22 protein-coding genes are annotated in these 23,856 nt (G+C 66.6%); 12 read left to right on the plus strand and 10 right to left on the minus strand.

Translation table 11 applies throughout. The features are described 5' to 3' along the window. Positions 1 to 770: 770 nt before the first annotated feature. From CJ014_RS20225 to CJ014_RS20235, 3 genes are all read right to left on the minus strand, one after another. The gene (locus CJ014_RS20225) at positions 771 to 1,427 is read right to left on the minus strand and encodes a hypothetical protein (protein ID WP_100082310.1); all 657 of its coding nucleotides are present in this window, start codon (positions 1,425 to 1,427) and stop codon (positions 771 to 773) included. Positions 1,428 to 1,723: 296 nt separating this feature from the next. Continuing rightward, a complete protein-coding gene (locus CJ014_RS20230) occupies positions 1,724 to 2,935 on the minus strand; it encodes a TCR/Tet family MFS transporter (protein WP_342588570.1) in 1,212 nt (403 codons plus the stop codon). A gap of 458 nt (positions 2,936 to 3,393) precedes the next feature. Beyond that, positions 3,394 to 3,939, minus strand: a complete 546-nt coding sequence (locus CJ014_RS20235) for an AAA family ATPase (protein ID WP_100082312.1) — start codon at positions 3,937 to 3,939, stop codon at positions 3,394 to 3,396. Between the two features lie 606 nt (positions 3,940 to 4,545). On the opposite strand from CJ014_RS20235, the gene CJ014_RS20245 reads away from it, so the two are divergent. Together CJ014_RS20245 and CJ014_RS20250 are read left to right on the plus strand one after the other, a co-directional pair. Then, positions 4,546 to 5,301 carry an SDR family oxidoreductase gene (locus CJ014_RS20245; protein WP_100082314.1) on the plus strand — a complete coding sequence of 252 codons (756 nt, stop codon included), beginning with the start codon at positions 4,546 to 4,548 and terminating at the stop codon, positions 5,299 to 5,301. Positions 5,302 to 5,498: 197 nt separating this feature from the next. Continuing rightward, positions 5,499 to 7,268, plus strand: a complete 1,770-nt coding sequence (locus tag CJ014_RS20250; protein WP_245427487.1) for a chloride channel protein — start codon at positions 5,499 to 5,501, stop codon at positions 7,266 to 7,268. A 702-nt stretch (positions 7,269 to 7,970) separates the two neighbouring features. Here CJ014_RS20250 and CJ014_RS20260 read toward each other — a convergent pair. Next, entirely contained in the window at positions 7,971 to 8,237 is a 267-nt protein-coding gene (locus CJ014_RS20260; protein ID WP_100082315.1) for a hypothetical protein, read from the minus strand. A gap of 214 nt (positions 8,238 to 8,451) precedes the next feature. On the opposite strand from CJ014_RS20260, the gene CJ014_RS20265 reads away from it, so the two are divergent. Together CJ014_RS20265 and CJ014_RS20270 are read left to right on the plus strand one after the other, a co-directional pair. Beyond that, the gene (locus CJ014_RS20265) at positions 8,452 to 8,640 is read left to right on the plus strand and encodes a type II toxin-antitoxin system HicA family toxin (RefSeq protein WP_100082316.1); all 189 of its coding nucleotides are present in this window, start codon (positions 8,452 to 8,454) and stop codon (positions 8,638 to 8,640) included. 23 nt (positions 8,641 to 8,663) lie between these two features. Then, positions 8,664 to 9,089: a type II toxin-antitoxin system HicB family antitoxin gene (locus CJ014_RS20270; protein WP_100082317.1), complete on the plus strand. Its 426-nt coding sequence runs from the start codon at positions 8,664 to 8,666 to the stop codon at positions 9,087 to 9,089. Positions 9,090 to 9,298: 209 nt separating this feature from the next. On the opposite strand, the gene def is transcribed toward CJ014_RS20270, so the two are convergent. The 3 genes from def to CJ014_RS20285 form a co-directional block, all read right to left on the minus strand. Further along, positions 9,299 to 9,904: a peptide deformylase gene (gene def / locus CJ014_RS20275; protein ID WP_100082318.1), complete on the minus strand. Its 606-nt coding sequence runs from the start codon at positions 9,902 to 9,904 to the stop codon at positions 9,299 to 9,301. 370 nt (positions 9,905 to 10,274) lie between these two features. Then, positions 10,275 to 10,553 carry a helix-turn-helix domain-containing protein gene (locus tag CJ014_RS20280; RefSeq protein WP_100082319.1) on the minus strand — a complete coding sequence of 93 codons (279 nt, stop codon included), beginning with the start codon at positions 10,551 to 10,553 and terminating at the stop codon, positions 10,275 to 10,277. After that, entirely contained in the window at positions 10,522 to 10,797 is a 276-nt protein-coding gene (locus tag CJ014_RS20285) for a BrnT family toxin (RefSeq protein ID WP_100082320.1), read from the minus strand. The genes CJ014_RS20280 and CJ014_RS20285 overlap by 32 nt, the downstream gene beginning before the upstream one ends. Positions 10,798 to 10,978: 181 nt before the next feature. On the opposite strand from CJ014_RS20285, the gene CJ014_RS20290 reads away from it, so the two are divergent. Then, complete coding sequence (locus CJ014_RS20290) at positions 10,979 to 11,881, plus strand: isocitrate lyase/PEP mutase family protein (RefSeq protein ID WP_165790922.1); 903 nt, start codon at positions 10,979 to 10,981, stop codon at positions 11,879 to 11,881. A 68-nt stretch (positions 11,882 to 11,949) separates the two neighbouring features. On the opposite strand, the gene CJ014_RS20295 is transcribed toward CJ014_RS20290, so the two are convergent. Beyond that, positions 11,950 to 12,552, minus strand: a complete 603-nt coding sequence (locus CJ014_RS20295) for a TetR/AcrR family transcriptional regulator (RefSeq protein ID WP_100082322.1) — start codon at positions 12,550 to 12,552, stop codon at positions 11,950 to 11,952. 74 nt (positions 12,553 to 12,626) lie between these two features. On the opposite strand from CJ014_RS20295, the gene CJ014_RS20300 reads away from it, so the two are divergent. The 3 genes from CJ014_RS20300 (at position 12,627) to CJ014_RS20310 (ending at position 16,588) form a co-directional block, all read left to right on the plus strand. Then, positions 12,627 to 13,538, plus strand: a complete 912-nt coding sequence (locus CJ014_RS20300; protein ID WP_100082323.1) for an SDR family oxidoreductase — start codon at positions 12,627 to 12,629, stop codon at positions 13,536 to 13,538. 238 nt (positions 13,539 to 13,776) lie between these two features. Then, a complete protein-coding gene (locus CJ014_RS20305; protein ID WP_100082324.1) occupies positions 13,777 to 15,507 on the plus strand; it encodes a phospholipase D-like domain-containing protein in 1,731 nt (576 codons plus the stop codon). A gap of 13 nt (positions 15,508 to 15,520) precedes the next feature. Beyond that, the gene (locus tag CJ014_RS20310; RefSeq protein WP_100082325.1) at positions 15,521 to 16,588 is read left to right on the plus strand and encodes a DUF2278 family protein; all 1,068 of its coding nucleotides are present in this window, start codon (positions 15,521 to 15,523) and stop codon (positions 16,586 to 16,588) included. 20 nt (positions 16,589 to 16,608) lie between these two features. Here the strand turns inward: CJ014_RS20310 and CJ014_RS20315 are convergent, their stop codons facing one another. Both CJ014_RS20315 and CJ014_RS20320 read right to left on the minus strand, forming a co-directional pair. Further along, positions 16,609 to 17,514 carry an arginase family protein gene (locus tag CJ014_RS20315; RefSeq protein ID WP_100082326.1) on the minus strand — a complete coding sequence of 302 codons (906 nt, stop codon included), beginning with the start codon at positions 17,512 to 17,514 and terminating at the stop codon, positions 16,609 to 16,611. Beyond that, positions 17,511 to 18,086 carry a putative glycolipid-binding domain-containing protein gene (locus tag CJ014_RS20320; protein WP_100082327.1) on the minus strand — a complete coding sequence of 192 codons (576 nt, stop codon included), beginning with the start codon at positions 18,084 to 18,086 and terminating at the stop codon, positions 17,511 to 17,513. Before CJ014_RS20320 ends, CJ014_RS20315 begins: the two co-directional genes overlap by 4 nt. Positions 18,087 to 18,659: 573 nt before the next feature. On the opposite strand from CJ014_RS20320, the gene CJ014_RS20325 reads away from it, so the two are divergent. The 4 genes from CJ014_RS20325 to CJ014_RS20340 all read left to right on the plus strand — a co-directional run bounded on the left by CJ014_RS20325 (position 18,660) and on the right by CJ014_RS20340 (position 23,854). Then, positions 18,660 to 19,889 (plus strand): NAD(P)/FAD-dependent oxidoreductase, encoded by a 1,230-nt coding sequence (locus tag CJ014_RS20325; protein WP_100082328.1) that lies wholly within the window; start codon positions 18,660 to 18,662, stop codon positions 19,887 to 19,889. Between the two features lie 339 nt (positions 19,890 to 20,228). After that, positions 20,229 to 21,899, plus strand: coding sequence for a Na/Pi cotransporter family protein (locus CJ014_RS20330; RefSeq protein ID WP_100082329.1), 1,671 nt, complete (start codon positions 20,229 to 20,231; stop codon positions 21,897 to 21,899). 597 nt (positions 21,900 to 22,496) lie between these two features. Next, positions 22,497 to 23,075 (plus strand): YsaB family lipoprotein, encoded by a 579-nt coding sequence (locus CJ014_RS20335; RefSeq protein ID WP_100082330.1) that lies wholly within the window; start codon positions 22,497 to 22,499, stop codon positions 23,073 to 23,075. Positions 23,076 to 23,419: 344 nt separating this feature from the next. Continuing rightward, complete coding sequence (locus CJ014_RS20340; protein ID WP_100082331.1) at positions 23,420 to 23,854, plus strand: CBS domain-containing protein; 435 nt, start codon at positions 23,420 to 23,422, stop codon at positions 23,852 to 23,854. Positions 23,855 to 23,856: the final 2 nt, after the last annotated feature.

Genomic DNA, 23,856 nt, shown 5'->3' on the forward strand with positions numbered 1-23,856 from the left:
CCACCCGCCCGCCGCCGGACGCAACCCCGCCGTCCCGCTCGAACTCGTCCGCGCGCCCGTTCCGGCGCAATTCCGCTGTCATCTGGTCTGCCATGCCGGCTCTCCGTGATTGGAGCCGACGCGGCGCATCGTGGGGCAAAACCGATCCTGCCGGCGAAAAGTTAATGGTGAAAGCAGACGAGAAAGCCGCCGGACTCCCCGGCTTCTCCGGCCCTCAGGCAGGGGGCACGACGCCAGGGCATTAACGCCCACGGCCGCCTTTGGGGCGGGCCTCCCGCTCCCATCGGGCCGTCATCCACGCCAAGGCGACGACCTCGGGCAGGAAGGGGCACGGCGCAAAATCGCGCACCACAACACCCCACACGCAAACCGTCCGCTTTACGCGTGAATATACCCCATCCAGCCATTTTTTCGGAGATTCATTTCTCCGCCGCGCAATAAAATATCTCAAATTCCCCAATTCGACACCCACCCGCATATTTCCGGTACGGAACGTTCAATCCGATGACATCATACGGAAATACGATTAATCTCAATTAGATATGAAATAAACGATAGGTCTCTTTCCCTCGCTTTTGCCTCTCTCTCGCTGTGTGAGGAGATGGACGGAACGAGGGGTGAAAGCGGGTGATTGGAAATAGGAATGATGCCGAAAGAGAGGTCTATGTTCGAGACCAAGGTTCTATGCCCGGATGCGGGCTATAACCGCTCGACTCTCAATGACAACCGCCATCAATTCCACACCGCGCATCCCAATCAGCCCAAGAACCTTACGGCTTCAGCGCAATCATCCCTCTCACCGTCTCGACCTTGTCGAGCCACCGAGCCGCGACCTCGTCGGTCCAAGCTACAATTCCACGAATGCGGGCGTATTCCTCTCGCACGTTTCGCCGGAAAATCGGCTCGTGATGCGCGATGCGATTTCTGAGGTCGCGGATCTTCTGAAGCTCGTCGAAACCCTCCTTGCGCAGTTGCTGGACGGTCTTCGCCGGGTCGGCATTTGGGAATACGTGCCCGAACTGGGAGTTCCAGATCACCGCGTCGTGGCTTCGGGTGAACATGCGCTCCCAGAAGACGAACTTCAGCTCGGCAACGATCTTGCCGGCGGTCGGCAGCTTTCTGGCAAGTTCGGTCAGGTCACGACGAGGGCTATAGCCAGGGAAAGGATTGCGAAGACTGATCTCGAAACCCTTCTCCCATGGCCAATTCGGACCGTAGGTATTCTCGATGGCCGCCACTATTGAATTGCGCACGCTCACTTCGCATATTTGCAAAGGAACGAAAAACGCCGCCGACACTTCCATGTTCCAGCGGTAGAGTTCCAGCGCGGCCTCTTTATCGCTCGCCTTCTCGGCGAGATAGGTGGCGAAGCGCGGAGCGGACAGTACCTTGGGCAGGCTTTGAATCTCGTCGGGCGTGAACGGCAACGTGCTATTCCCTCTTCAAGCCTGCCGATGCGTACGTTGACAGAGAAGGCGCAAATGCCTTAAAAAGATGATCGAAAGGCGCGTGAGGTCGCGGGGTAACACCACCCTCATCGTCATACGATCCAAGGGAAAAGCCCGTCTCTGACGGGCTTTTCTCATTTTTGGTGGTCGTGCTGCCATCGTCATCACGAGGGCTCGCTCCTCCGAATGCGCCGCAGCTTGAAGGGCCGTCTTGCATCTTATACTGGTAGTCAAGACAATTAACAGTCGCATCCGGATTTATCGGCACGGCCGCGTCACCCCCGCCCCAGCCTCCACACCATCCCCGCCGCCACCGCATACACCGCCACCACGGACAGCCACACCGCCCCCGGCCAGCTCTCCCGCACCGCGAAGTAAAAGCCCGAGAACCCCAGCGGCGCGACGATCGATGCCAGGCTCAGCGCCGAGGCGAGCACGCCCTGGAACTGGCCCTGCCGGCTGTCGTCGACCTGCCGCGTCGCCATGGCCTGCAAGGCCGGCACGCCGAGGCCGCCCAGCGCGAACACCGGCATGATGGCGAACACGATCCAACCCTCCGTCGCAAAAGCCATGAAAGTCAGCGCCAGGCACGTGCCGGCGACGCCGGTCAGGATGGCGGCGCGCTCGCCCAGGAGCTTCACCGCCGGTCCCGGCAGGAAGGCCTGCGCCAGCGTCTGGCAGACGCCGAAGGCGCCGAGCGACAGGCCGATCCAGAGGCCGTTCCAATGGAACACGTCGCCGCCCCACAGCGCCCAGCAGGTGCCGTAGGCCTCGCCGGTGGCGCTCAGCAGGAAGAAGACCGCGATGATCGGCCAGAGGCTCCTCACCTCGAACAGCCAGCCGAGCGGCTTCAACGGGTTGAGCGCCGCCAGATTTATCGGTTGACGAGAAGGTGTGCGCGGCTCCGGCAGCATGATGAGCGCGATCAACAGGTTGCAGCCGTTCAGCACCGCCGCGGCGATGAACGGCAGGCGCAGCCAATAATCGCCCAGCGTACCTCCCAGCACCGGCCCGACGATGAAGCCGATGCCGAACATGGCGTTCAGGAGGCCGAAGCGGCGGGCGCGCTGGTCCTCGCCGGAGATGTCGGTGATGTAGGCGGTGGCCACCGACAGGTTGGCGGAGGTCAGCCCGGCGATCGCCCGGCCGATCAGCAACATCCACAAGCTGCCGGCGAAGGCGAGGAACAGGTAGTTGATGGCGGCGCCCAGCAGCGAGATCAGCAGCACCGGCCGCCGGCCGATCCGGTCGGAGAGCGAGCCGAGCACCGGCGCGAACACGAACTGCACCGCCGCGTAGAGCGCGGTCATGATGCCGATATAGGGCGCCACGTTGCCGGCGTGGGTGACGTCTTCCAGGAGCGCCGGCAGGATGGGAAAGATGAGGCCGATGCCGACGGCGTCGAGCACGATGGCCGAGAAGATGACGATCAGCGGTCTGGTCATGGCGAAGTTCCATTGGCGCCGCCGATCGCGGTTGACGGCGATCGGCCGGCTGCCAGGCACAAGGGGCGTGAGCCGGACGCGAAAGCGCACGGCCGACGGATGGTTAGTCTGGAAAATCGCTGGTCGATCCGCGCGGCGCGGATCGCTTGCGCTTGACCGCCTGGACGACAATTCGTCCACCTGTTTACTCCGCCGACCGGCGGATCAAGGGAAGCGATCGCTTTTCGCGATAGCCGCCAGATACGCCAACGCGGCACATTCGGCAAGCGGGATGTGATGCAGCGCGCTCGTGTGGTTGGCGCTGTGCTCTCGGTGCCCGATATTTCCCCAGCGCCTCTTTCGGCCCGAGGTCCTGCGCCTTCGCGCAGGATGACAGTTAAATTATATATATGAAACAGATGGATAGCCTATCCATAGGTTGTCATCCTGCGCGAAGGCGCAGGACCTCGGGCAGGATAAGGCACCCGGCCGATATCGCGCTCCGAAAGCCCGGCCGCCCCCTATCTCTCCCCCTCGACCCGCGCCAGCACGAAATCGGCCCGCTCCTCCACCCCGCGGAACGGCAGCTCGACGACCCGGTAGCCGAGCCGGGCATAGGTCTCGCCCAGCACCCGGCCCGTCGCCTCGGCTTCCCGCCGGTCCTGCTTGCGCTCGTCATCCTGGGTGAAGATCGCCGGCCAATAGGGCGCCAGGAACACCAGCCGGTTGTAGGGATGAAGCCGCGCCGCCGCCTCGATATGGGCGGCAACCGGCAGGCCGATCAGCGTCAGGTAGCCGACGACGTCGGGAATGCCGCGATCCATCATCACCGGCCGTTCGAGAGCCGCGGCCTCGTGATACGACCGCAGCTCCCAGCCGAGCATCAGCTCGGCATAGAGGGCGCGGTCGCCCCACGGCACGGCCGCCCCGCCGATCCTCACCTGGTCGCGGATGATCGCCCGCCCGGCCTCCGGCATGCTGTGCAGGCCACGCCGCGCCAGTTCCTCGATCAACGTGCTCTTGCCCGTGCCCGGACCGCCGGTCACGACGAACAAATGGTCACACATGTGCCATCCTCGAATTTGCTTTGAAGGGGAGAGTGCGCCGGCCGCCGCCGTCAATTCACGGGGGGCGGATGGCCGACACGGATCCAAGGTAACCGCAGACGCCGATTTCGGCAATGGGCGACACCCTAGGGCAAGCGCGCCCCATACATCCCTCCCGCCCCTTTCGGCCCGAGATCCTATGGATAGGCTATCCATCTGTTTCATATATATAATTTACCTGTCATCCTGCGCGCAGGCGCAGGACCTCGGGCAGGATGGGCGATCGGCCGATATCGATGACCGGCAGATATCCGAGGGCGCCGAATTCCGTGCCGGCGGCGAGGGCTGGCACTCGCGCATCAGCGCGGCGCTGAAGCCCCCCCCCCGACGAGGCGGTTGACCATATCCCCCGGTTCGACTAGCTGTTCGGTTGCAGCGATGCAAACCGCGCTGTCGTAGGCGTTACCGTCATCCAACGCGTCCTTTGTCGAGAAGGTTCCGGCCGGAAAATCTCGATTCTGAAGGCGCGCGGTCTGCATTTTCCTCGTCACCTGGAGCCGCCTTTTGCGCGCTCCCGACGATCACGCCGCAGCCTTTCCTGGAACCACCTTTGGAAAGGTTACACCTATGAAAACGACCGGCAACACCATCCTCGTCACCGGCGGCACCAGCGGCATCGGCCGCGCGCTGGCCGAGGCGTTTCACGATCGCGGCAACCGCGTCATCGTCACCGGGCGGCGGCGGGATCTGCTCGAAGGCATTGCCGGCGAGCGCCCCGGCATCGTCGGCATGCACCTCGATCTCAACGATCCGGATTCCCTGGCCCGCCTGACGCAGGATGTCCGCGCCCGCTTCCCCGACCTCAACGTGCTGATCGCCAACGCCGGCATTTCCCGGTCCGAGGACATGGCGTCCGGCGATTGGGATATCGCCGCCGCCGAGGCGATCGTCGAGACCAACATCCTCGGGGTGCTGCGCGTCACCGCCGCTTTCCTGCCGATCGTACGGCGGCAGCCCCGCGCCGCCATCATGGCCACCAGCTCGGCGCTCGCCTTCGTGCCGCGCGCCGATTTCGCCACCTATTGCGCCAGCAAGGCCTTCCTGCATTCGTGGCTGGTGTCGCTGCGCCACCAGCTTCGCGCCCTGCCGGTGGAGGTTCTCGAACTGTCGCCGCCCTATGTCCGGACCGGGCTGACCGGCGCCGCCCAGGCGGCCGATCCGCGCGCCATGCCTCTCACCGCCTACATTTCGGAGGTGATGGCGATGCTCGACGAGGGCAATCATCCGCGCGGCGAATTGCTGCTCGAACGCGACCGGCCGCGCCGCTGGGCCGAACGCGACGGCACCTACGACAGCCTTTTCGCCGCCCTGAATCCGGCCTAGCCCATCACGCGCAAAAATGGAGAGCCTCCGGCGAACCGGGTTTCACCGCAGGCTCTCCCTCGCCCCCCGATCCGACGCCGCACCGACGACCGGGCGAAGTCGCCATCGCCATCGCCGCCACGGCTTTCAATCCGATCCGAAAGCAAGGATAAAGGGCGTCAACCGCTTATCGCCGCCCACCAACCGCCGGTCCGCCCTTGCGCACCATCGTCTCCAGCCTCACCGTCGCCGGCTTCCGCGCCCTCGTCCGGCTGCGCCGCTATCGCGAGCTCGGCCTGCTCGCCATCGCCACGCTGGTCGGCTGCCTTGCCGGCGTCGTCGTCACCTTCATGAGCTGGGTCACCAACCTCGCCCACCGTCTGCTGTTCCTGCTGCCGTCCGGCGAGCGGCTCAGCGAGCAGGCGAGCCTCGGCCATTCGGCGCTGGCGCTCGTCCCCGTGCTCGGCGGCGTCGTCCTCGCCGTCCTCGCCTACCTGACGCGCCGCCGCTTCACCCGCCCGCCGGTCGACCCCATCGAGGCCAACGCCCTGCACGGCGGCCGCATGTCGGTGCCCGAAAGCCTGCTGGTGGCGGTGCAGACGATGATTTCCTCCGGCTTCGGCGCCTCGGTCGGCCTGGAGGCCGGCTACACCCAGGCGAGCGCCGGCTTCGCCTCGCGCCTCGCCGAGGCCATCCGCCTGCGCCGCCGCGACATCCGCACCCTGGTCGGCTGCGCCGCCGCCGGCGCCATCTCCGCCGCCTTCGACGCGCCGATCACCGGCGCCTTCTATGGCTTCGAGCTGATCATCGGCAGCTATTCGGTGGCCCTCGTCGCGCCGGTGCTGGCCGCCTCGCTGGCCGCCAGCCTGACCGCCGGCTGGCTCGGCGCCGTGCAGACCACCATCGAGGTCGGCCCGGTGCCCGTCCTCACCGCCTCCGACCTGGCGCCGTTCATGCTCCTGGGGCTGATCGGCGGCCTGCTCGCCGTCGCCATCATGCAACTGGTCACCGGCGTCGAGCGCGCCTTCCGCTGGGCGAACATCCCCGCCTGGGCTCGGCCGGTCGTCGGCGGCGCGCTGGTCGGCGGCCTGGCGCTGATGACGCCGCACGTCCTGTCCTCCGGCCACGGCGCGCTGCACGTCGACCTCGCCTCGACCGCCACCTGGCAGATGCTGCTCCTGCTGTTCGGGCTGAAGGCGCTGGCCTCGGCGCTGTCGCTCGGCTCCGGCTTTCGCGGCGGCCTGTTCTTCGCCTCGCTTTACCTCGGCGCGCTGATCGGCAAGGCCTATGCGCTGATCATCGTCGCCTGGGGCATCCTGCCCGCCCTGTCGCCGCTCCTCTCCTCGGTGGTCGGCATGGCGGCGCTGGCCGTCGGCATCGTCGGCGGCCCGATGACCATGGCCTTCCTGGCGCTCGAGACCACCGGCGACGTCTCCATCACCGGCGCCGTGCTCGCCGCCTCCGTCGTCTCGGCCGTGGTGGTGCGCGAAACCTTCGGCTACTCCTTCTCCACCTGGCGCCTGCACCTCAGGGGCGAGACCATCCGCAGCGCCCACGACGTCGGCCGCATGCGCTCCCTCACCGTCTCCAGGATGATGCGCTCGGATGTCCGCACCGTGTCGGCGACGCTCAGCCTCGACGCCTTCCGGGCGATCTTCCCGCTCGGCTCGACGCAGCGCGCCATCGCCGTCGACGCGGACGGCGGCTATGCCGGCGTCATGGTGGTGGCCGACGCCTACGCCGCCGGCGCCGCCGACGGCCGCGCCGACATCGCCCCGCTCCTGCGCCACCGCGACGCCATGCTCCTCCCCTCGATGAACGTCTCGGAAGCCGCCCGACTGTTCGACGCCGCCAAGGCCGAGGAACTCGCCGTGGTCGATGGCCTGAAGACCCGCCGCGTCATCGGCCTCCTCACCGAGCAATACCTGATGCGCCGCTACGCCGAGGAACTCGACAAGTCGCGGCGGGAGCTGATGGGGGAAGGGTGAGGGGCGGTCGGCGCCCTATATTCTCCTCGCGCCCTTTTCGGCCCGAGGTCCTCCGCCTTCGCGGAGGAGGACAGCATGATGGCAGCGACCGCGAGTAGCTACACCATTGTTTCCCATATATAAAACTGTCATCCCCGCGAAGGCGGGGACCTCAGGCGGAATGGAACGCGCGGCCGATATAGGGCTCCCCACCACAGCCCGAACTCCTGCTCGGATCGAGAGGGCGCCAAGCACCTGTCCAACGTGTATGCGGAGGGCGAACTGGAGGCCGAGGCAACCATTACAAAAATTGCACAAGTTCGATCGGAGGGATCACGTCGCGCTAAGCGAAGGATAGGCGGAGGGGATGGGTTGGTTGGCACAGATCGGTCAACCTTTGGATCATGACGTGTCCATCTCCCGACACATTGCAAAGATGATCGAGGACGGAGAGCTCGACGAAGAGAGCAATTTGCAAAAAGCGCAAGTTGCCGGTTCGACGAAGCCAGTCGCAACACCGGTATCTGACGGGCGAGGGATGGGCCGAGGGAACTGGAGTGCCCTACTTACCCATGCCCAGAGGCTTTGACCATAAGGCGCCTGGGGGAGGACATACCCAACAAATGAATTACCCCGGCCGCATGCCTAGGGCAGAGACGGTACCGGGGTATACGACATAGCCAGGGGTGGCGCATTATTCAATCCCGCCAGCCCGCCGGGATCTCATGGACGAGGGCTGACTGCGCCATTACCCTGCGCCGGCACCGCCTTTTTCACCGGCGCCTTCTTGGCCGCCTTCGGCTGCTTGACGACCTTCTTCCTGCTGCACTCTTTCCAGAGCTTGGTGCCGGGCCTGGCCTGATCGCAGGTCACCACCCGCTGCTTGGGGGCGGGCTGCGAGGCGGGCGGGGCGGCGTTGGCCGTGCAAACGAGCATCGCGCCGATGACGAGCGTGGCGATTGAAAGCTTCATGCCCTGGGTCTCCTTCATGCTGCTCCCCAAGCAGCTATGGGGCGCAACATGAACGGCGCATGAACGCTAAGCATCTGTTTTGTTTCTGTATTTTTCTGAAGTTACAGAGGTGCCGCATCGCACCACCCTACAAGGACATCACCTCAGATTGCATTCGGAGACCAAGCCGGCTACAAGGCTGCTCAACATATCTGTTGACTTCCACAGATCTGTGGAGCAGTCTATATTCGTCATGAACGCTCAGGAACTCAAGCGCTGGCTGGCCCGGCAGGGCTGCACCTTCGAGACGCATCGCGGCGGCAGCAGCCATGTCACGGTTCGGCTCGGCGACAGAACCTCGCAATTGCCCATGCACGGGGCGAACAAGGAGCTGGGTTCCGGTCTCGTGAGCAAGATCAAGAAGGACCTCGGCCTCAAGTAAGGCCGGCCGGAAGGAAGCAACCCATGCTCTTCTACCCCGTGGAGCTGACGCCCGACGACAACGACACCCTGCTGGCCACCTGCCCGCTGCTGCCCGAAGTCACCACCTTCGGCACCGACCGTAGCGACGCGCTCCGCCACGCGGCGGAAGCCATCGAGGAAGCCGTCGCCGCACGCCTGTCGCGCTGGGAGGACATTCCGGCCGCCGATCCGGCGGAGGTCGCAGAGGGCGTACGCCTGCCGCTCGCCGCCGGCATGAAGGTGCTTCTTTTCTGGGTCTGCCGCAGCCGGGGCGTCACGCGCGCCGAGCTGGCGCGCCGGCTCGGCTGGCACCGCGAGCAGGTCGACCGGCTGTTCCGCATCGACCACAATTCGCGCATCGACCAGCTCGAAGCGGCGTTCAAGGCCGCCGGCGAACCCTTCGAGCAGGCCATCAAGCGCGCCGCCTGATATTTCCCTTAGCCCCGCCGATGCTCCGCCTTCGCGGAGGACGGCAGCTATGTATATGCTTCCTCCATATAATAGCTATCTATATGTTTCCTATATATAATTCTGTCATCCTGCGCGCAGGCGCAGGACCTCGGGCAGAATGGAGCGACCGGCCGATATAGGTCTCCCGCACCGAAGCCCACACCTTGCCGACGCGAATCCTTCAAACGCTAGGCCTCCGATGGCGCTCCGCCCCTGATCCTGGCCTCCATCTCGGCGATGGCCATGCGCGCTCGTCGGCGCGGCGGATCGTCGGCATCGGGGCTGTCGTCGAGGTCGATGAACAGCCGCCCGTTGAGATGATCGAATTCGTGCTGCACGATCCGCGCCGCGATCCCCTCGTAGCTCGCCGTCCGGGCGGCGCCGTCCATGTCGCGGTAGCGCACCCTCACCTTTTCGTGCCGCGGCACCTTGCCGGACCGCCAGCCGGGAATGCTGAGGCAGCCTTCCTCGCCGGCAACGTCGGCGGCGCCGAAAAACTCGACCTCCGGATTGACGAAAACCGTCGACGGCAGGTGGTCCCTCGCCGAGGCGATGAACAGGCGCCACGATATGCCGACCTGCGGCGCCGCTATGCCGACGCCGCCCGCCTCGATCATGCACATCCACATTTCCTCGACGAGACGGCGAAGCACGTCCGATCCGAACATCTCCTCGGGAACCGGCTTCGCCACCATGCGCAGGACCGAATCCTCGATCTGCAACGTCACCCGGCTGCCCGTCACGATCGAAGCGCGCCCCGCGCCATCAGCATGGTCTTCCCCGGCCTCAGTCATCACTGGACTCCTTCAAGAGCATCGGACCGAACGGTGCCCCAGATACGCGAACGTTCCGATCACACCGTCATCGCCAAGCGCATCGCCTCCCATAGATTGTCATCCTCGCGAAGGCGAGGACCTCGGGACGAGAAGGTGACGAGGGGTGTATCAGGCGCCTTGCGTTGCTGGAGCGCTATATCGGCCGATTGCTCCATCCTGCCCGAGGTCCTCGCCTGCGCGAGGATGACAGCTTTATATATGGGAACAAAAGGATAAGTCGGCGCACTGCTACCCGAGCCAAATTCCCGAGCCATTCAGGCGTAATATTTCTGGTCTCGCATGTACGAGATTATGGGATGGAGCGACCGGACGCAATAAGCCCCGATCGCTACGCCACGGCCTTGGCCACCATATCCGGATGCAGGCCGATCACCCGCACATAGGCGACGGCGAAATCCGGCGCGGTCGCCCGCGCCTGTTCCCAGTCGCGCAGCGTGCCGACGGGCACCCGGAAGCGGCTGGCAAACTCGGCTTGCGTGAGGCCGAGCCCGGTCCGCGTCTTGCGGATCAGGCGGGCGCGCTGTCCCCGGTCCAGCGCTTCGATCGTCACGTCGAAGTCCTCGGCATCGGCAGGATCAGCAGGCAGCGTGATAGGCTCTTTCTTCACCCTTGTTGCTCCTTCTCACCGAGATGAAGCGAGGCAAGTCGCCCCGCCAGACGAAGACGCCGGTGAACAGCTTCTCCCCGACCATCCCGACCACCTTGAACCGCTCCTCGCCGTCGATCTCGCGGATGGAGGGAATGATCAGGTGGTCGTCGTCCTCGAAAATCCGGTCGCCAAAGGCCAGCGACAACTGGTGCTTCTGGCGGTTGGCCGCATCCTTGGCGGGGTCGAACCTGGTCGGCGTCATGAGACGCGACTATACGGGATTTCCGTATAATTGGCAACGCCAACCATCCGCAGCGAAACGAAACCGCCGGCCGATGAAGCGATCCCGTCCGGCGTGGGGTTTTCCGCCCCCCAACAACCGCCGAACCAGGCGGCGTCCCGCGCGTTTCCTTCCGGGCTGGCCAGAAAAGGAGCAGGACGACATGAGCGAGCTCGAACTCGACATTCCCGCGGTCCGCCGCGCCGGGATCAAATGGAAGGCATTGCTCGAACGCGAGACATTCCTGCAGCTCCCCGCCGCGCACGATGCGCTGACGGCCAGGCTGATCGAGCGGGCCGGCTTTCCCGCCTATCAGGTCGGCGGCTTCGCGCTGGTCGGCGCGCGCTACGGCCGCCCGGACGTCGATCTCGAGCATTTCGGCGAGAAGAACCGCGCGGTGCAGGACGTGATCGACGGCTGCGCCCTGCCCGTGCTGGTCGATGCCGACGACGGATATGGCGACGTCAAGAACATGACGCGGACGATCCGCGGCTATGAAGCGCTCGGCGCCGCGGCGATTTTCTTCGAGGACCAGGCGGCACCCAAGCGCTGCGGCCATATGGCCGGCAAGAAGGTGGTGCCCGTCGAGCAGATGGTGGCCAAGGTGCGCGCGGCGGTGGCTGCCCGGCAGGACGGCGACACCTTCCTCATCGCCCGCACCGACGCCATCCAGCCCGAGGGGCTCGACAGCGCGCTGCGGCGCGGCGAGGCCTATCTGAAGGCCGGTGCCGACGGCATCTACGTCGAGGGGCCGCGCAACGAACAGGAGATCGAGCGGGTCGCTCAGGCCTTCCGGGGCGTGCCGCTGGCCACCAGCGTGCTCGAGAACGGCGGCGTGACGCCCTGGCTCGCCCCGGACGATTTCCGGGCGCTCGGCTACACGATGATCCTTTATCCGACCACCGTGCTGTTCAGCGCCGCCAGGGCGATCGAGCGCACGCTCGCCAACCTACGCGGCGGCCGCCCCCTCGACGGCGCCACCAGCCTGGATATGGAGGCGTTCGAGAACCTAGTCGACCTGCCCGCCTGGGCCGAGATCGAGGCTCGCTTCCAGCCGGAGGAGTGAAACGCCGATATGCGATGGCGGCATGACGTGAATTGACCGGTTCATGCGGCGGACTTCGGACGATCCGGTCAGATTTCAGCCTCCAGCGCATCGAACGCCTCGTTGAGCAGCTCTGGCATGGGACGCTTGCCGCCTTGCCGGTTGAAGGCATCGGTTGCGAGGCGCATCGCCCCGATCGCCAACATGGCAACCAGCCTCAGGCCGGTTTCGCGGCTGGGGTCCGGCCACCGTTCGCGCAAAGCGGCGAACAGCGCCTTCTCCTGCTCGACGTAGCTGGCCTGCTTGCGCGCCTGCACGGCATCGCTCTCGCGCATCAGGCGGTCGATGGCGATCATGTCGTCGGCGGGAATGAGGGCGCAGACATCCACGGCCGCGTCGCGGATGGCGTCGAGAGGCCGCCTGTCCTGCGGCACCCGACCGAGGGCATCCACCAGCATGTCGCCCACATCGTTTTGCAACGACAGCAGAATCTCGTCCTTGGATTTGAAATAGTAGAAGAACGTCCGCCGGGAGATCCCCGCCGCCGCCGCGATGTCGTCGAGCGTCGTCGCCGCGTAGCCCTTCTCGATGAACAGGCAGATTCCGCGATCCCGGATGCGCTGCAAGGTTTCGCGGCGCTTGCGCTGCCGTACGCCTTCACCGGCGTCGTCCGGCCTGCCCCTCGTCGTCATCCCGCGACCCTTGAAAATTACACTCGGTGCGATAATATTCTACACCGAGTGCGGAATTTTGCAAAGGTGGCGTCATGGCAAAGTGGACAGCATCGGACATCCCTTCCCAATCCGGCCGCTCGGCCGTTGTCACCGGCACCGGCGGGCTGGGGCTTGAGACGGCCATCGCCCTGGCAAAGGCGGGTTGCGAGGTGATCGTCGCCGGCCGCAACCCCGGCAAGGGCGCGGCCGCCGTCGCGACAGTCCGCAACAAGGCTCCCGGTGCCGATGTCCGGTTCGAACAGCTCGATCTTGCCAGCCTCGCCTCGGTCGCCGATTTCGCGGCGCGGCTCCGAAGCCAGCGGAGCAGCCTCGATCTGCTAGTCAACAATGCCGGCGTGATGGTGCCGCCGCAGCGGCGGACAACGGCCGACGGCTTCGAGTTGCAGCTCGGCACCAACTACCTCGGGCATTTCGCCCTCACCGGTCATCTCCTGCCGCTTCTGCGAGAGAGCGGAGAGGCGCGGGTGGTCATGCTGTCGAGCATCGCCGCCCGCAACGGCGCCATCGCCTTCGACGATCTGAACGCCGAAAAGAGCTACCGGCCCATGGCGGTCTACAGCCAGTCGAAACTCGCCTGCCTGATGTTCGCTCTCGAACTGCAACGCCGCAGCGAGGCCTCCGGCTGGGGCATCGCCGGCATCGCCGCCCACCCCGGCGTATCCCGCACCGATCTCCTGCACAATGCGCCCGGCCGCTGGAGCGCCACCGGCCTGACGCGATCCCTGCTCTGGTTCCTGTTCCAGCCGGCCGCGCAGGGCGCGCTGCCCACCCTTTTCGCCGCCACCTCGCCGGGCGCCAAGGGCGGAGCCTACTATGGTCCCGACAGGCTCGGCGAAACGCGCGGCTTTCCCGCCGAGGCCAAAATCCCGCCGCGAGCGCAGGATGCCGCCGCTGCTGCCCGCCTGTGGCATCTATCCGAGCACTACACCGGCATGGGCTTCTGATCGCGTCTTCCCAACGCTTGATGAGGCGCCCCGACAGGATCGGGCTGGACATCGCCCGCGCGGCGATCGAGGCGAGCCATGACATGCAATGGGCCGCACGCCGGTAAGGGCATACGCTATTTAACGCAGGCACCAAAACAACCGTCACGTGCACGTCACACCCATAAGTGATATAGGGGATTGGGGGCGGAGCCGCGACACTCGTCCGGTGGTGCTCAGGCGGAGCGGAGGCGATGTCGTGCGCAACCATAACAGCCAGGGATCTCTGAGCGTCCGCGTCATCACCGGCACGCGTGCCGTCTTTCTCGCCATCGATATCGCGCCGGCCGGCCGGGCGGGCCTCCTCGGTTTTGCCATCGGCCGGGTCGATGCCACGGGCCATTGTACCTGGCTGGAGGGCCGCAAGGTCTTCGGCTCGGTGGTGCCCGACCCGGCGCCCGAGGACAGCTTTCCGAGCAATGTTCACCCGATCCAGAGTCTGATCTGGTCCGATCTCACGGCGCGTCCGGGCACCACCGCGGCCTACAGGGTCCAGCCGATGTACGGGTCGCCGGCCGCGCCCGAGCTTGGCGCCGGCGTCGATGTGGCCGCCACCACCGAGGACCCGGCGACGGGAACCCATGGCGTCTATTTCAATCGCGGCGCCATCGCCTCGCAGGCTTTCGCGGACCATTTCCACAACCAGCCGCCCGAGGACGAGAACGACCCCTCGGACGGAGAGGTGGTCTGGCTGGCGCGCGGCGCGCTCGACGCGGCGCTCGACTATATCGCCCGCGCGAGCAGCGGCGATGCGCTGCGCGTCGCCGCCTACGAATTCACCTACGACGTCATCCTCAAGGCGCTCAAGGCGGCGGCCGCCCGTGGCGTCGACGTGCGGATCGTCTACGAGGCGGGCACCGAGCAGGACAAGAAAACCAAGAAGCAGGTGCTCACCTCGGCGACCAAATCGGCGGCGGCCAAGATCAAGGCGCTGGGACTCGACACCGAGGCCAACCTGATGCTGATCAGGCGCACCCGGCGCCGCAAGATCCCGCACAACAAGTTCATTGTCTGGATCAGCGGCGGCGAGGCGAAGGAAGTGCTGGCCGGTTCGGCCAACTTCACCCCGTCGGGTTTTCTCGGCCAGACCAACGTCGTCCACATCGTCCGCGATGGTGGCGTCGCCCAGAACTATCTCGACTATTGGGAGCAGCTGGCGGCCGATCCGACCACGCCCAAGCTCTCGACCTGGACCCAGAGGAAGACCCCACTGGCCGCGCTCGACACGCTGACCGCCGGCCCGGGCATCACCACCTTCTTCTCGCCGCGCAAGAATGCCGACATGCTCAAGTGGTATGCGGCCAGGATCGCCGGCGCATCCGACACGGTGATGTTCACCGCCGCCTTCGGCGTCAACCAGACGCTGGCCGACGAGTTCGGCAAGCCCAAGCCCTTCGTGCGGTTCGTATTGCTCGAGGATGAGCCCGACGCCAATCTCGAGGAGGCGATGGCCGCCGACCCCAATGTCTCGGCGGCCTACGGCTCTATCCTTGCCAAACATGCCAAAAGCAAAAAGCCGTTCCCCCTCAACGATCTCGACCGCTGGTTCCTGAAGGAAGACCTCTACCGCGATGACGGCTTCGTCTTCTTCATCCACACCAAGTTCCTGATGATCGACCCGCTCGGCCCGACCCCCCTACTGTGCACCGGCTCGGCCAACTTCTCCTCGTCATCGCTCACCGGCAACGACGAGAACATGCTGCTGATCCGTGGCGACACCCGGGTCGCCGACATCTATCTGACCGAATTCGACCGGATCTTCCGCCACTTCCAGGCCCGCCAGCAGATCAATCGGATCGCCGGGGAAGGCGGCCCGCTGGTGGACGCCAAGTTCCTGCGCGAGGACGACAGCTGGCTGAAGGGCTACGTCACGCCCGGCCGGCTCAAGACCAACCGCCAGCGCCTGTTCTTCCCCGACTGGCCTCATTGAGCGGAGAAAAGCCATGCCCCTTCATCGCTATTCGGTGCTCAAGGGCCGTCCGATCCACAACCGCCTCGGCACGACTTCCTCGCCGCACTATCAGGTGCAAGTCTCGACCGGCGACGAAACCTATCGTGTCGCCGTCAACGTCCGTTCCGACGACGGCTCCGAGGTCGAGTTCCTGGTCCGCTCGAAGTTCGAGCACCCCGTCACCGCCGGCCTCGCCGCGCTCGATGAAGGCTGCCACGGGCTGGAATCCTCGCCCGGCGGGCTGGCGCTCGACTTCATCCGCTCCAACGTCGCCCAGCCCTGGGAATTCGTCCCGCTGCCGATGAGCGCCTCCGGCCCCGACAACGACCTGAACGAAAAGATCGACAGCTACGTCCAGCGGGCCATGGCCGACGAGCACGCCATGCTCTACGCCTATGGCGACGTCTGGGGCCCCGAGCCCAAGGCCGATCCCTATTTCGGCTTCAAGCCCGGCCAGGGCATCCACGACATCCATTTCAACCAGGGCAATCCCCCCGGCAAACACGATCAGGACAACGGGACCTTCCAGGACGGCGCCTTGCTGTTCGAGTTCCCGGCGGACGGCGGACCGAGCCTCTGGGTCGGCGTTTTCCTCAAGTTCAAGAGCCAGGCGTGGCACTCGAGCGACGATGCGGGGGCGCCGATCATCGCCGCCGATCCCGCCGCGCCCGGCCGGCCGCACGCGCCGATCGAGCGCGACGTCATTCCGGCGCTGACCGTCCCCGACGGCCTCGTCAGGATCATCGGCGCGCTGGTCAACGACGTCCATTCGCCCGAACGGGAGACGGTCACCTTGCTCAACACCTCCGACAACGACGTCGATCTCACGGGCTGGGCCATTGTCGACAGGCTCAAGCATCGGCAGTTGCTCGAGGGCGGCATAGCGGCCGGCGAGACACGCAAGATCGCGCTCGACGGCGGCGCTGCCGATGCCGTCCGGCTGTCGAACAAGGGCGGGCTCATCACGCTCGTCAATCAGGACGGCGTCAAGGTCCATGGCGTCTCCTACACCGCCGACGAGGCCCGCCAGCCCGGACGAACCATCCCGTTCCAGCGTTGACCGGCAGCCGCTGGGCCGCCTCACGCCCGCCTGACGATCGCGCCGATGGCGTTGATGACGAGCCGCGCCGCGGTCAGCGCCGTGAGGCCGCCGGCGTCGGCTTCCGGGTACAGCTCCACCAAATCGAAGCCGGCGATCGTCGCCCGCCGGCCGGCGCCGGCGATCAGGTCGATGGCCTCTGTGTAGCTGAGCCCGCCGGGCGTCGGCGCCGCCACGCCGGGCATCACGCCGGGGTCGAGGCCGTCGCAGTCGAGCGTGATCACCAGCCGCGCGCCCTCGGGAATGTGCCGGAGCGCCGCCTCCACCCCCTGCGCGTGCACCTCGCGCGCCGTCACCAGATGGCTGCCGTAGCGCCGCGCCGCCGCGATCTCCTCGGCCCGCGCGCTGCCGACGCCGCGCATGCCGACCTGCACGATACCCGCCACATGCGCCATCTCGCTCGCCCGGCGCATCGGGCTCGAATAGCCGTGGCGCTCGCCATGCAGCTCGTCGCGCCAGTCGATATGGGCGTCGATCTGCAACACCCACACCGGCCCGTGCCCGGCAAAGCCGGCGAGGAAGGGGATCACCACCGAATCGTCGCCACCCAGCAGGATCGGTGCTGCCCCGGCCCCCAGCACCTCGGCCGTCCTGGCCGCGATGCGCGCCCGGTTGCCGGCGCCGTCGCCGGCGGCGGTCTCGACATCGCCGATATCGACGCAGCAAACCGGCCCGTCGCCGAACAGCGGCCCGCCGAGGTCGAAATCCCAGTGCCCGATCAGCGGCGCGTCCACTTGGCTCGCCGCGCGGATGGCCGCAGCAGCCGCGGCCGAGAGGCTGTCGCGGCCGGGATAGGCGCTGCCGTGGCCGGCCCCGAAGATTACCGCGCGCGGGCGCCCCTCGGCGAGATGGTCCGGCAGGCCGAGAAAGGAAATCGCCTGGCTCATTTGCCGCTGGTCCTCACCCGCCGGAACACGCCGGGATAATCCAGCACCAGGCCGGCCGCGTCCACCTCCAGCTCGGCGGTGAAGCCGGTGGCAAGGCCCTCGTAGCGGTAGCGGCTGTCCGGCGTCAGATGCGTGTAGCGCTGCTCGACGCGCCGCGGCAGGAAGTCGCCGGCCATCTGGCCGGGCAGCGGCACATAGGCGACGGCGATATCCGAGATCTCCTCCGCCTTCAGCTTCAGCCGCCTGATCGGCAGGGTGTTGGTGGCCGGCGTCATCCGGATGTCGACGTCGAGGCAGCCGTTGAGCTCCGGCAGGGCGCGGTCGCCGATCAGGTCGCGCCAGTGGCCCTCGCCATCGGCCGCGACATAGAGCGACGGTCCGCCGACATGGTCGACGCGCACCTCGCGCGTCCGGAAGGCGGCATCGGTGCGCACCCGGTAATGGCCGCCGTGCAGCCCGTCCTGCGTCGTCACCACCACGCCCTCCAGCGTCAGCCCGTCGTTGTCCTCGAGGCAGACGCAATGCTCGAGCCCCTTGCCCTCCCAGTCGCACCAGCGCACGACGTTTTTCATCGATACCTCCCTTGGCGACCAACAGGAAGAAACCCTACGGAAAGGCGCGAGGGCCGTAAAGGCTCCAAGCGGACCGCCTCGCCGGCGCCCTATATCCGCCCCTCGCCCTTTCCGGCCCGAGGTCCTGCGCCTGCGCGCAGGATGACAGAATTATATATAGGAAACAGATACATAACTTATATGGAGGGTGTCATACCCTATTTATAGCTGGAGGATGTCATACCCTATTTATAGATTGTCATCCTGCGCGCAGGCGCAGGACCTCGGGCAGAATAGAGCACCCAGCCGATATAGGTCTCCGAGGAGGGAAGGCGCCCTATATCCACCCCTCGCCCTTCTCGTCCCGATATCCTGCGTTCCACGTAGGACGCTAACGCCATATACTTGTTTCCTATATATAATCCTGTCATCCCCGCGAAGGCGGGGACCTCGGGCAGAATAAAGCACCCAGCCGATATCGGCCTCCGGAAACGGAAGGCCCCCATATACTCTCATCGCCCTTTTCGGCGTGAGGAGAACAGCGCTATATATTTGTTTTATCTGCAACGACGCCCGCCCCTGGGAGGACCCCGCATGCCGGATCGCCACGCCGCCACGCGCACCGACGACCTCAGGACGGGAACACCCCTCTGGACCCGGACGCCGCATTCCACCGTCGCGGCCGAGCGGACGCTGCCCCGCGAGCGCTTCGACGTGATCGTCGTCGGCGCCGGCATCAGCGGCGCGCTGGTCGCCGAGGCGCTGACCCGGGCCGGCAAGTCGGTGCTGATCGTCGATCGCCGCCCGCCGGTGCGCGGCTCCACCCCCGCCTCCACCGCCATGATCCTGCACGAGATCGACGTGCCGCTGACCCGGCTCGGCCGCCAGATCGGCGAGGCGCGCGCCAACGCGGCCTGGCGACGCTCCGCCCGCTCCGTCGGCGCCCTGATCGACCTCGCCCGCCGCCTGAAGATCGACTGCGACATTGAGCGCAAGCCGGCGCTCTATCTGGCCGGCGACGAAATGGGCGCCCGGGCTCTGAAGCGCGAGGCGGAGGCGCGCACGGCGATCGGCCTCGATGCCGACTACCTCGCCCATCAGGCGCTCAGGGACCGCTTCGGCCTCGACCGGCCGGCCGCCATCCTCTCCTCCACCTCCGCCTCGGCCAATCCGGCGCAACTGGCCGCCGGCCTCCTGAAAGCGGCGCTCGCCCGCAAGGCGCGGCTCGTCTCGCCGGTGGAGATCTCCGACATGGCCGAACTGCCGGGCGGGGTGGCGCTCGCCACGCGCAGCGGCGCCGTGCTGGCCGCCGAACACGTGGTGTTCTCGACCGGCTACGAGCATCTGCCTCAGATGGACACCGCCGCCCATCGCGTCGTCTCCACCTGGGCGCTGGCGTCGCGGCCGCTCAAGCGCCTGCCCGGCTGGCTGAAGGAGACGATCGTCTGGGAAGCCTCCGATCCCTACCTCTATTTCCGCACCGACGCGGCGGGGCGGGTCATCGTCGGCGGCGAGGACGAGGAATCGTCGGAGAGCAACAGCGATCCGGACAAGATCGCCAGGAAGGCCAGGGCGATCGCCGGCAAGTTCGCGGCGCTGACCGGCATCGAGCTCGGCCGGCCGGCCTACGCCTGGGGCGCGCCGTTCGGCGTCACCCGCGACGGCCTGCCGATCATCGACCGCGTGCCGGGCCACGAGCGGATTTTCGCCATCATGGGCTTCGGCGGCAACGGCATCACCTATTCGATGATCGCCGCCGAAATCGTCGCGGCGGCCATCGCCGGCCGAGCGGATCCGGACGCCAACCTGTTCCGCTACCGCTGAGGGGGAAGGCGCCCTATATCCCCCTCCCACCCCTTCCTGCCCGAGGTCCCCGCCTGCGCGGGGATGACACCTGATGGATAGGTTATGCACCTGTTTCCTATATATAATTCTGTCATCCCCGCGCAGGCGGGGACCTCGGGCAGAAAGAGGTGAGCGGCCGATATCAGGCTCTCGATACTGAGCGGCCGAAAGCTATCGCCAGCATCTAGAACCGCCGAATCTCTTGAATATATGAACGATATCAATCATCTATCATAGTTCATTGCTTTGCCGGCAAATCATCTCGTATTGTAATCGTCGATCATCATCGGGAGGGAGAGGCGAAGGAGGCACCGCGGAATGGCTTTTGCGATCTCGCTCGTCGACCTTGCCGGCTATATCGCCCTGCTGCTCTGGGGCACGCACATGGTGCAGACGGGGGTGCAGCGCGCCTTCGGCGCCGGCCTGCGCGCCGTGCTCGGCAAGGCGCTGCAGGATCGCGGCCGCGCCTTCCTCGCCGGCCTCGGCGTCACCGCCGTGTTGCAAAGCAGCACGGCCACCGGGCTGATGATGTCCGGCTTCGTCGCCGACGGCCTGGTCGCGCTGATCCCGGCGCTGGCCGTCATGCTCGGCGCCAACGTCGGCACCACCTTGATCGTCCAGGTGCTGTCGTTCGACGTCAGCGCCGTGGCGCCCGGCCTCATCCTTCTGGGCGTCATAATGTTCCGCCGCAACTCGTCGACGCGCGTCCACGATCTCGGGCGAGTGTTCATCGGCCTCGGCCTGATGCTCTTGGCGCTGCACCAGCTCCTGCACCTCCTCGAAAGCTTCGAGGACGCCCCCGGCTTCCGGCTGCTGCTCGGCAGCGTGTCGACCGTGCCCTTCGCCAACGTGCTGATCGGTGCCGTCGCCGCCTGGGCGACCCATTCCTCCGTCGCCGTGGTGCTGCTCACCATGTCGCTCGCCGCCAACGGCGCGGTGCCGCCGGCCGCCGCCTTCGCCCTGGTGCTCGGCGCCAACCTCGGCTCGGCGGTGACGCCGGTCGTCGAGGGGCCGGGCGGCGGCGATCCGGCGCATCGCCGGCTGTCGATCGGCAACCTCGTCACCCGCCTCGCCGGCGTCGCCGCCGCGCTGGCCCTCCTGGAGCCGGCCGAGGGCCTGATGGCCGCCGTCGAGCCGGACGCCACCCGCGCCGTCGCCAACTTCCACACCCTGTTCAACCTGGTGGTCGCCGCGGTCTTCCTGCCGCTGCTGTCGCCCTACGCCCGCCTGCTCGAACGCCTGTTGCCCGACCGGGCCGACCCCGCCGACCCCACGCGGCCGCGCTACCTCGACCCGGCGGCCCGCGAGGTGCCGATCGTGGCGCTCGGCGCCGCGGCGCGCGAGGCCCTGCGCCTCGCCGACGTGCTGGCCGGCATGCTCGACGGCGCCCGCGAGGCCTTGCGGAGCGGCGACCGCCGCCTGATGGCCGAGACGCGGGGGCGCGACGACATCCTCGACAGCCTCAACACCGCCATCAAGGCCTACCTGACGCGGCTCGACCCGGACGACCTCTCCGGTGACGACGAGCGGCGCCTCAACGAGATCCTGCAATTCACCATGAACCTCGAGCAGGCCGGCGACGTCGTCGACCTCAACCTGTTGCCGCACGCCGCCAAGCGGCTGGAGCGCGGCCTGGTGTTCGAGGACAGGGACCGCGCCGAGCTGATCGCCCTGATCGACCGCCTGTCGGCCAACGTGCGCACCGCCGCCTCGCTGTTCATGACCGAGGACGTCCGCGCCGCCCGCCTGCTGGCCGAGGAAAAGGTCGCCCTGCGCGAGGCGGAAACCCGCGCCACCGCCGTCCACTTCGACCGCCTGCGCAGCGGCCGGCCCGACGTGGCGCAGGCCAGCGCCCTGCATCTCGACCTGTTGCGCGACCTGAAGCTCGTCAACAGCTACATCGTCGCCGCCGCCGCCTACCCGGTCCTCCAGCGCACCGGCGAACTGCTGCCAAGCCGCCTCGCCGACGACGCCCATCACGGCGAATGAGACACCAAGCCCGCCGCGCTCGGTTCACTCCTCTCCTCCCACAAGGGGGAGTTGGAGAGAGGGGTGCGATGCCGGAGCTATGTACCCCCGGGAAATTCCCCGGCACGCTGTTTCTCAAGCTGGCCTGGGAATTTGCCCGGGTACGCGAACGTTCCTGTCACGCCGTCGTCGCCGAGCGCATCGTCTTCCATGGATTGTCATCCTCGCGCAGGCGAGGACCTCGGGACGAGAAGGTGATGAGGGGGGTGTCAGCGCCCGACCCGAAACTCGCTGGCATCAGGCAGATAGCGAGAGGCACGAGAACCGGAGCGGAGCGAACTTGAGGATCAGCCTCTCAGGCTCCTTGCGTTGCTGGAGCGCTATATTGGCATTGAGCTTTGTTCTGCCTGAGGTCCTCGCCTGCGCGAGGATGACAGAATTATATATAGGAAACAAATACATAACCTATTCATAGATTGTCATCCTGCGCGAAGGCGCAGGACCTCGGGCCGGAAAGGGCACCCGGCCGATATCGCGCGCCACTATCCCCCATGCCTCGGTATTGCCCGAATGCCGGGAAACAACAGGCGCCCCACCATGGACCAACGAGGCTCTGCCATGACGAACGACAGCGAAACCCGGATTTCCCCCAACAAGGCCGGCCGGAGGGCCATCTACGCCGCCGCCTCGCTGGCGCTGGCCGCCTTCTGGCTGGCCGCGCCGGCCGAGGCCAAGGTGCCGTCCTTCAGCGCCGCCTGTCCGGGACGCGTCGATGTCCGGGCCGACAACGGCGGACGGGTGTTCATCAACGGCCAGCCGGCCAGGCTGAAGAGCTTCAACGACCGCTCCTACGAGGCCCGGGCCGGCAACGTCACCGTTTCCGTCGCCGTCGGCCCCGGCGGCCGGCTCACCGTGTCCTCCGCCGCGAGGGGCCCCGGCAACGGCATCTGCCAGGTGAAGGACATCCGCGCCGACGCGCCGCGCCGCCCCGGCAACACGCCCCCGGGCCAGTTGGCCGCCGTCTGCCGCGACCAGGCGGCGCAGCGCTTCCGCCTGCGGCCGTCGGACATCACCACCGACAACATCGTCCGCCGGGGCGCCGGCTACTCGGTGGAAGGCAAGTTCCGCGATCGCGGCCGCACCGCCTTCTTCCGCTGCTCGTTCGACGGCAACGGCCGGTTCGTCTCGGTGAGGTGAGGCGGCAGCCCGCCCGGCATATGACACGCACGGCGGGGCGGAGCCCGATATCCGCCCCGCGCCCCTTCCGGCCCGAGGTCCTCGCGCCTCTCGCGCAGGATGACACCCTATCCATATGTTTCTTCTATATAAATCTGTCATCCTACGCGAAGGCGTAGGACCTCGGGCAGGATGAAGCACCCGGCCGATATAGCGCTCCAAAAACGAACCCGCCGCCGACATTGCCCTCCCGCATCCCGTCCCACCGGGAACATTTGCCAAATACGATTGTTACCCTCCGGTCGGCGTCGCGACGAACGGCCTGGAAGGGCGCGCGGCCCGATTGCGAAACAAAGGAGGCCGCCATGCAAGTGAGCGAAGCGATGACGCGCGATGTGCGCGTCGCCAATGTCGAACAAACCATCGAACAGGCCGCCCAGCTGATGGCCGGGCTCGACGCCGGCGCGCTGCCGGTGAGCGACGACAGCCGCCTCGTCGGCATGATCACCGACCGGGATATCGCGATCCGCGCCGTGGCCCGCGGCAAGGGCCCCGAAACGCGGGTGCGCGACGTCATGACCGACGACGTCAAATATTGCTTCGTGGACCAGGAGATCGAGGAGGTGACCCGCAACATGGGCGACGTCCAGGTGCGGCGCCTGCCGGTCGTCGACCGCGACAAGCAACTGGTCGGCATTCTCTCGCTCGGCGACGTCGCGGTGACCACCGGCGACGGCGTGGCGGGCGAAGCGCTGATGGGCATCTCCCGCCCGGGCGGAGCGCACAGCCAGACCGGATAACC

This window comes from Pleomorphomonas carboxyditropha, assembly GCF_002770725.1.
Lineage (GTDB): Bacteria > Pseudomonadota > Alphaproteobacteria > Rhizobiales > Pleomorphomonadaceae > Pleomorphomonas > Pleomorphomonas carboxyditropha.